Source organism: Arthrobacter gandavensis, from assembly GCF_039528575.1.
In the GTDB taxonomy this organism is placed as follows: Bacteria; Actinomycetota; Actinomycetes; order Actinomycetales; family Micrococcaceae; genus Arthrobacter_B; species Arthrobacter_B citreus_B.
Genome location: NZ_BAAALV010000004.1, coordinates 94980 through 102330, shown reverse-complemented (window position 1 = coordinate 102330; position 7351 = coordinate 94980). Strand labels below are relative to the sequence as shown.

8 protein-coding genes are annotated in these 7351 nt (G+C 66.0%); 5 read left to right on the top strand and 3 right to left on the bottom strand.

The genetic code is table 11. The annotated features are described in order from the left end of the window. Positions 1-35 precede the first annotated feature (35 nt). Both ABFX29_RS11790 and ABFX29_RS11785 read right to left on the bottom strand, forming a co-directional pair. Complete coding sequence (locus tag ABFX29_RS11790; protein WP_152229335.1) at positions 36-491, bottom strand: DUF3817 domain-containing protein; 456 nt, start codon at positions 489-491, stop codon at positions 36-38. 94 nt (positions 492-585) lie between these two features. After that, a complete protein-coding gene (locus tag ABFX29_RS11785; protein WP_152229336.1) occupies positions 586-1386 on the bottom strand; it encodes a nitrilase-related carbon-nitrogen hydrolase in 801 nt (266 codons plus the stop codon). A gap of 145 nt (positions 1387-1531) precedes the next feature. On the opposite strand from ABFX29_RS11785, the gene ABFX29_RS11780 reads away from it, so the two are divergent. From ABFX29_RS11780 to ABFX29_RS11765, 4 genes are read left to right on the top strand one after another with little or no spacing between them, the layout of a single operon-like run. Continuing rightward, on the top strand, positions 1532-1702 hold the full coding sequence (locus tag ABFX29_RS11780; RefSeq protein WP_170287809.1) for a hypothetical protein: 171 nt from the start codon (positions 1532-1534) through the stop codon (positions 1700-1702). Then, positions 1699-3189, top strand: a complete 1491-nt coding sequence (locus ABFX29_RS11775; RefSeq protein ID WP_246167723.1) for a cytosine permease — start codon at positions 1699-1701, stop codon at positions 3187-3189. Before ABFX29_RS11780 ends, ABFX29_RS11775 begins: the two co-directional genes overlap by 4 nt. Then, complete coding sequence (locus ABFX29_RS11770; protein ID WP_152229338.1) at positions 3186-4295, top strand: alcohol dehydrogenase catalytic domain-containing protein; 1110 nt, start codon at positions 3186-3188, stop codon at positions 4293-4295. The genes ABFX29_RS11775 and ABFX29_RS11770 overlap by 4 nt, the downstream gene beginning before the upstream one ends. Positions 4296-4318: 23 nt before the next feature. Continuing rightward, complete coding sequence (locus ABFX29_RS11765; protein ID WP_152229339.1) at positions 4319-4966, top strand: TetR/AcrR family transcriptional regulator; 648 nt, start codon at positions 4319-4321, stop codon at positions 4964-4966. Here the strand turns inward: ABFX29_RS11765 and ABFX29_RS11760 are convergent. Beyond that, positions 4942-5862, bottom strand: coding sequence for a DUF5996 family protein (locus ABFX29_RS11760; RefSeq protein WP_152229340.1), 921 nt, complete (start codon positions 5860-5862; stop codon positions 4942-4944). The two genes, ABFX29_RS11765 and ABFX29_RS11760, sit on opposite strands and share 25 nt — an antisense overlap. Positions 5863-6017: 155 nt before the next feature. Between ABFX29_RS11760 and ABFX29_RS11755 the strand changes: the two genes are divergently transcribed. Then, a complete protein-coding gene (locus ABFX29_RS11755) occupies positions 6018-7346 on the top strand; it encodes a multidrug effflux MFS transporter (RefSeq protein ID WP_246167725.1) in 1329 nt (442 codons plus the stop codon). Positions 7347-7351: the final 5 nt, after the last annotated feature.

Here is a 7351-nt window from a genome sequence, read left to right as displayed (position 1 = left end):
CGAGGGGAACCGCCGGTGCCTCTGTATTGAAGTGTTTAGCCCTTGGGGATGGGCGGTCCAAGATAAAGCAGGATCAAAAAGACGACGGCGACTCCGGCAACGGCAACCAAGCCCGCAGCCACGGGGCGGCGCAGCACCAGTGCCTGGACTTTGTCCACGAAGTTCTTCGGCTCCTCGCCGCCCGGGCCCAGGCGCCAGCCGCCGTCCAGCATTCCGCGCTTATCCAGCGACTTCTCAAACGGGATGGTGGCCCAGGGAACGACGGCGAGCGCAACGCCCAGCACGCCGGTAGCTGCCGGCCATTTCTGGTTGACCCACACAAACACGGTCACTGCCGCATAGGAAAGGAAAACAAAGCCGTGCAGTCCGCCGGCAATGGGCGTGAACGCTTCGTTGCCAAAGGCGTACTTGGCCACCAGGGCCGCGATCAGCAGGGTCCACGTCACGGCCTCGGCAAAAGCCAGGGTGGTGAACAGTTTGCGTGGAGTCATGGAGCAGGGCCGCCTTCCGAAGGGGGTTTGCCAACATTATGTCAGCATGCCCGCGGAAGACGCGAATTGCCCCTCCCCGCGTTTGGAGCCAAACCTACCGATACAGCTCCGGCCGCATGTCATGGGCATAGGTGTTGATGCGCCGGGCCCGCTGCACCTCATCCGGATGAATGTCTGTCAGCAGCAGCTCCTCCCCGTCCGCGCCCGCAGCAGCCAGCAGGGTGCCATACGGTGAGGCAATGACGCTGGTGCCGGTGAAGCCGGCGCCGGAGTGGTTTGCATACGCAATGTAGACCCCGTTCTCCAGCGCACGGGCAGGCACGAGCAGCGTGGAGATCCGTTCGGCGTTGTACGTATGCAGCGGCTGCGGGCCACCTACGTCTCCGGTGGCAGGCACTGCCGTCGGGATGCACAGCAGGTCCGCGCCTGCCCGGACCGCAGCCCTGGCGTACTCGGGGAACTCGATGTCGTAGCAGATGCCCAGGGCTACGCGCAGGCCGCGGAATTCTGCGGTCCGGGGCATTCCTGCGCCGGGCATAAACGCGCTTCGCTCTTCATCCCCGAACAGATGGGCTTTGCGGTAGCGCAGGAGTTCGGTCCCGGTTTCGTCAAAGAAGGAAGCGGAGATGAACCGGGTGCCGGAATCATCCTCGACGGTCGAGGCGACGAGGCCAATGCCTTCCTCGTCCGCGATGGCCGCCAGTTCCTTCCGGATCCCCGCGCCGTCGGAGCTCGCCGCGAGGGCCGGCGCATAGCCCGTGGCGAAGAGTTCCGGCGTGAGAAGCAGGTCTGCTCCGGCCTCCGCAGCCCGAACCGCGGCCCTGCGGATCAGGGCCAGGTTTTCCGTGGGTTCACCCACGCGGGACTCTGCCTGCAGCGCGGCTATGCGGGCCATTCCTACTCCTGTTCGGGGTGTGGGCCGCCGCGTCATGCGGTGGTCACAATCACAAAAACCGTTGACTCTTCCCATGATAGGCACAAGCATGTTCACCAAACCGAATGTCATTCGGTTATTCGTCTTTGTGAACCCGAGGAGACACGTGGAACCGATTACCTCGCCAGGCGATGAACTCGCCGGCCGCCTGCGCGCCATAGCTGAAGATGAGCACCAGGACCCGTCACGCCGGGCCCTGACCAGCCGGGAACTCGCCGCCTACGTCGGCACCACCGCAGCACTGTGCCTGCTCGGCCTCCTGGTGATGGTGCTGTGAGCGGCGGCAGGCGCAGCGCTGAGCCCGACGCGTCCCGCGGGGCGACCCTGGGCTCCTTTCCGCTGCTGAAGAGTGAACGCATCTGGAGCGGCGCGGAATTCACCTGGGTGAACGTCTCGCTGGCCATCGCCACCTGGGCGTTCCTGGTCGGAGGCTCCACCGCACTGCTCGTCGGCTTCCAGCAGGGCCTGGCGGCAATGGTCATCGGCAACGCCATCGGCCTCTCCTTTATGGTGCTGGCATCGGTGGTTTCGAGCCAGCGCCACGGCGGTGAGCAGTACACCATGCTCCGCCCCGTGTTCGGGCTGGTGGGCGTGGGCATCCTGGTCTTCACCGTCATCCTGGTGACCGAGATGGGCTGGTCCTCCCTGCTCTCCATCATGGTGGGCCGGGCGGTCACGCAGGTGTCCAACGAAGCGTTCGGTACGGACTTCGGTCCCGAATCAGTGATGGTCACGGTGGTGGCGCTCCTGGCTATCGCAGCGGCCTGGTGGATCCTCTCCCGCGGTCCGGTCATGATCGGCCGGTTCAACAAATTCATCGCACCCGGGCTGGTGGTCATCACGGCAGGCCTGATGGTCTTCCTCGTCCTGAACACCTCCTGGGACGCCCTGCTGACCGCCTCACCCCTGGCACCCTTCGAGGACGACCGGCTGAACTTTATGCTGGCCGTGGAGTTCAACGCCGGCGTGGGGGTTTCCTGGTACCCGGTCATGGGTTCCCTGGCCCGGCTGACCAAGTCGCCCAAGGCGGCCCTGTGGCCGGCATACGGCGGCCTGTTCGTTGCCACGATCATCGCCCAGATGGTGGGCATGGGTGCCGCGCTGACCCTTGGCGACTCCGATCCCACAGTGTGGATGCTGCCCTTCGGCGGGCCGGTCCTTGGCGCGGCCATCCTGCTGTTCATCGCCTTCGCGAACATCACCAGCACCTCGTCGATCGTCTACTCGACCGTGCTCGCGCTCCGCCAGGCGAGCGGAAGCCTGCTGGCGAAAACACCGTGGCCGCTGCTGTGCGCCGGATTCTTTGTCCTGCCAGCAATCCTGGCCTTCTTCCCCGGCTTTATGTACGACCAGTTCATGGTCTTCGTGACCATCAGCGGCGCCTTCCTCTCCGCTATGTGCGGTGCCATCATCGCCGACTACTTCCTCCTGCGCAGGCAGCACATCAACCTTCCGGACATCTTCCAGCCCGGCGCCGCCAGCCGGTACCACTTCTCCGGCGGACTCAACTGGGCCGGCCTGGCCGCCGTCGCCGCCGGGGCCGCCTTCTACCTGGCCATCTACAACCCGGTCACGCTGGAAACCCTTCCGGTCTTCAGGTACACCACCGCGTCGCTGCCGGCAGCGCTGCTCGCCGGCGCCGTCTACTACGTGCTCGCGTCACTGGCCTACCGGCGGCGCGGCCTGGGCGGTTTCCAGGACCCGCCCGAACCGCCCGCCAGCCCAGCCTCCACCGCAACAAACCGCAGTAAGGACCACGCATGACTTCCTCCGCCCGCAAGACCCGCGCAGCCGTCCATGACGGAGCGTCGACGACGCTTGACATCCGCACCATCGAGATCGCCCCGCCCGGCCCCGGCACGGTGCTGGTACGCCTGGGAGCCTCAGGCGTCTGCGGCTCCGACCGCCATGTGCTCGACGGCGACTGGCAGCTGCCCTCCCCCACCGTCATGGGCCACGAGGGCGCCGGCACCGTGGAAGCCATCGGCGAGGGCGTGGAAGACGTTGCCGTGGGCGACCACGTGATCCTGTCCTGGTTCTACCCGTGCCGGCGCTGCACCGCCTGCCTTTCGGGCCGCTCCTTCGTCTGCACCGGCAGCCGCTCCGAAGAATGCCTGCTGCCGGACGGCACCACGGCACTGAGCGACGCCGGGACGCAGCTCTTCCCCTACCTCTCCGTCGGTTCGATGAGCGAATACACAGTGGTTCCCGAATCTGCCGCCATCAAGGTTCCAGCGGAGGTACCGTTCGACGTCGCGAGCCTGATTGGCTGCTCCATCGCCACGGGCTACGGCTCCGTGGTCAACGACGCCGCTGTCCAGGCCGGGCAGTCCGCCGTCGTCGTTGGCACCGGCGGAGTGGGACTGTCCATCATCATGGCCCTGAACCTGGTGGGCGCGAACCCCATCATCGCCGTCGACCTCAGCGACGAGAAACTCGAGGCTGCCCGCAGTTTCGGGGCAACCCACACGCTGAAGCCGGGTGACGACCTGGCCGCCCGCGTCCAGGAGATCACCGGCACCGGCGCGGACTTTGCTTTCGAGGCGATCGGCCGGGTGGAAACCATCGAGTCACTCCCCTGGCTCATCACCGCCGGAGGCAAGGCAGTGCTGGTGGGGCTGCCCCCGCAGGATGCCCCCGTGTCCATCGATGCGCTGGCGCTGGCGGAAACCGGCAAGTCCCTGATCGGTTCCAACTACGGTTCCACCGTTCCGGGCCGGGATTTCCCGCGGCTGGCGGAGCTCTTCCTTGCCGGAAAGCTACCGGTGGACCGGCTGATTTCCCATCGGATTAGGCTGGATGACGTCAACGAGGCGTTTGACGCCATGCGCCGCGGGGAACGAGCCCGCAGCGTCATTGTGTTCGACTAGCACCGCCACATACGAGGAGAACCATGGCCAGGCCACGCACCCCGCTGCTGTCGCTGGAGAAAATCCACACGGGTGCGCTTGAACTGGTCGACGAGCTGGGGGATTTCACGATCCCCCAGCTCGCGCAGCGCCTGGGAGTGAGCCCTTCCTCGCTCTACCATCACGTTCAGGGCCGCCCGGAGATCATCAACGGCATGCGTTCCATCATCGGCGCCCAGGCGCTGGCCGGCTTCCCGCCGGGAGATGGATCCTGGCAGGAGCAGGCGGCCGCCTGGACGAGGAATTACCGCAAGGTCCTGAGCCTGCATGCCAAAGCCATTCCGCTGCTGGTGGGGGAAGCGGTCACCGACTCCCCCACGCTGGAAATCTACGAGCGCCTTGCAGCGCTCCTGGCCGGGGCGGGTTTCGACGACGCCCAGGTCATCCTGGGCATCTCCGTACTGGACATCCTGTGCCTCGGCTCATCCGTGGACACGGCCGGGCCCTCCGCCGCCTGGCAGGCTTCCCCGGAGTCGGAGCCCGTCCTGCACCGGGCCATGACCGCCGGAGCGGAACCGCTTAGCGGCAGGTCTGATGCGGCATTCGAAGCGGGGCTTACGGCGGCCCTGGCCTATCTGGCTTCCCTGCCGCGCCGGAATTCCGGAGCCTATCCCGGAGACGATGCAGGGTAAGCCAGCGGTTCGGTTATCCATTCCAGGTCTGCCCAGCGGTCCATTCGCTGCACAATCTCAAAGCTCGAGCGGCACATGTCCACCACCGCCTGTTCCGGATCCGGATAGGAGAAGGCGTCCTCCAAGGTAAGGATGAACTCGCTCATCTGCGGCCGGAACTCTGCGCGGTCCGGCTTCAGCATGGACGCGTAGCTTTCTATGCCGGAGAAGAACGGGTACGGCATGCCGAAGAACGCCGGCTGGGACATCTTTACGTCCCCGGGCCAGAACCCGTACTCCACGAACTTCTCGTCGAAACAGTTCACGCCGATCACGTCGGTACCGCTGTAGGGGGCGGCCTGCCCGGCGAACACCGAGCCGGAGAGGTCCATGGTGCCAAACCAAAACTCCGGCATATCCACCTTGCCGCGGAAGGGAGACAGGAACCGGGACAGGCAGCGGTACGCGAAATGCAGGTTCTCCAGGTACAGCTCCACGGCTTCCCGGTCCCAGGAGCGGTGCTTGGTGTCCTCATCGAACGGTGTCTCGTCGTAGAACTCCTGCGGCGTGGTGTTGATCGCCGTCGGCGCTCCAATGTAGTCCAGCGCGGCCATTAGCTGTGAGTGGAAGTCGGCCACGCTCAGCCCGTCACCCAGCGGAATGCGTGATGTGCCGCCGTCGGTGTTTTGCACGTCAACATGATGCCGGCGCAGGTTGAAGTAGATCTCGAAGCTGAATCCGCCGGCCGGGATGATGCCGGTGCCGATCCCGTCGACGGTCAGGGGCAGCCGTACATGGGCCCACCCCGGCCGCTTGACGCTGCGTTCAACTTTGACCTTGCCGGCCATCTGGAGGAAGAGGTGCAGGGTGTCTGCTGTGTCCTGCCAGTCGGGGTAATCCAGGATCCGTTTTTCCATGGGTATCGCCTCAGCTCGGTGGGCGGTCAACAGGGGTTCCCCCAGCGTGTTCCTCCAGTGTGGAACTCCGCCCTCCCGGGGTCAACGCTTCCGCCCCTCGCCTATACTGGCCGAGGCCCACCGTCTTCATCATCCTGCTTAGGAGCCCTTCCCCGGTGTCCAAAACCTCCCCCGCACGCACTTCCTCCCGCTCCCGAAGCCTGAAGTACATCCTGATGCTCGGCGCCCTCGCTGCGCTGCCGGCCGTGACCACCGACATGTACCTTCCGGCCTTGCCTGAAGTCGCCTCGGACCTGGCCACCACGACGACGGCAGCCCAGTTCACGCTCTCCGGCACCCTGCTGGGAACCGCCGTGGGCCAGCTGGTCATCGGGCCGCTGTCCGACCGGTTTGGCCGAAGGCTGCCGCTGCTGATCGGCATATCAATGCACGTGGTGACGTCGCTGCTGTGTGCGATTGCCCCGAACATCGGCCTGCTGATCGGCCTGCGTATTATGCAGGGCTTCTTCAACGCTGCCGCCTCCGTGGTGGCCATCGCCGTAATCCGCGACCGGTTCACCGGATCCGACGCCGCGCGCCTGCTCTCCCGGCTGATGCTGATGATCGGCCTGGCGCCGCTGCTGGCTCCCACCCTGGGCCAGGCGGTGGCCGGTATTTGGGCCTGGCGGGCCGTCTTCTACGCACTGGCGCTGATCGGCGTCATCCTGGTGGTCATCGTCTGGCGCTGGATGCCGGAAACCCTGCCTCCGGAGCGGCGCCTGACGAAGGCGAAAAAGGGAACCCCGAAGTCCGGCAAGCCGGGAGGCTACCGGATCCTGCTGCGCGACCGCCGCTTCCTTGCGTTCGCCGTCATTCCCGGCCTGTCCATGGGAATCATCATGAGCTACGTGGTGGGTTCGCCGTTCGTGATGCAGGAGGAGTACGGGCTCTCCCCCGCGGCCTTCGCCCTGATCTTCGCCGTAAACGGCGTCGCCATGGTGGTCTCGTCCCAGGTGAACGCGTCCCTGTTGAACCGGTATCCCTCCGCCGGCATCCTGCGCATCGCAGCCCCGGTGCTGCTGGTGCTGGCAGTGATCCTGCCGATCATCATCGCCACCGGTTTCGGCGGCGTCGTTGGCCTCGTGGCGGGACTCTGGGTGGTGCTGGGCATGCTGGGCTTCATCTTCTCCAACGCAACGTCCCTGGCACTGGACGGCTACGGGCACATGGCCGGAACAGCCGCCGCGCTGCTGGGCTGCCTGCAGGTGGGACTTGCCGGGCTCATCAGCCCGCTGGTGGGCGTGTTCGGCGGTTCTGCGCTGTCCATGGCCGGAGTGATTATCGGCTGTGCGCTGGCGATCAACCTGGTGCTGGCCACGACGCCGGCCTACCGCCGCGGCGGGCGCCGGCTCGGCACCGCGCCCGAGTCCGGCCAAGCCCAGTCCGGCCAAGCCCAGTCCAGCCCAGCACAGCCCGACGGCGCCGGCACGGCGGACCAGGCCTAAACGCT